This is a genomic window from Shigella sp. FC1567, assembly GCF_001743015.1.
In the GTDB taxonomy this organism is placed as follows: Bacteria; Pseudomonadota; Gammaproteobacteria; order Enterobacterales; family Enterobacteriaceae; genus Escherichia; species Escherichia coli.
In genome coordinates, this window is the sequence record NZ_MIIV01000374.1 from 1 (window position 1) to 566 (window position 566).

Annotated in this window: 1 protein-coding gene and 1 pseudogene; both read right to left on the reverse strand. The window is 50.9% G+C overall.

What is annotated here, in order from left to right:
• Positions 1-197: pseudogene (locus tag BHE85_RS18080) on the reverse strand (IS66 family transposase); the annotation flags it as partial.
• Between the two features lie 63 nt (positions 198-260).
• The coding region (locus BHE85_RS18085) for an integrase core domain-containing protein (RefSeq protein WP_032232747.1) at positions 261-566 on the reverse strand (306 nt) is incomplete at its 5' end.

The following is a 566-nucleotide window of genomic DNA, read 5'->3' on the forward strand; positions in this document are numbered from 1 at the left end:
AACAGCATCCGGCGCAGTTTTTCTATCTGAGCCCGCAGATGTTCTATTTCCCGTTCATCTTCTTCGATCTTTTCTTCGGCGCGGGCCAGTGCAGAGCGCAGGAAGGCCTCCGTCTCTTCAACCAGACTCAGTTGCTGGTCTTTCTGACGGAGCTGGCATTCCAGTTCTGCAATGCGAATGAGGTATTTTTGATTCATGGCCGTTTTTATAATCCGGCCTGAACCGCCCCGGGTTTCCTGGAGAGTGTTTTATCTGTGAACTCAGGCTGCCAGATCATCGTTTCCGATGGAAGCATAATAAGCTTTTTCTGCTTCTGCCGGAGGGATGTGGCCCAGCCTTTCCAGCAATCGTCGATTATTATACCAGTCCACCCACGTGAGTGTGGCCAGTTCCACTTCTGCACGGTTTTTCCAGCTCTTACGGTGTATTACCTCCGCTTTGTAAAGACCATTGATGCTCTCCGCCATCGCGTTGTCATACGAGTCGCCTGTACTTCCTGTTGATGCCAGTAATCCGGCTTCCTTAAGCCGCTGTGTGTAGGCCAGCGATACATACTGAGAACCTTT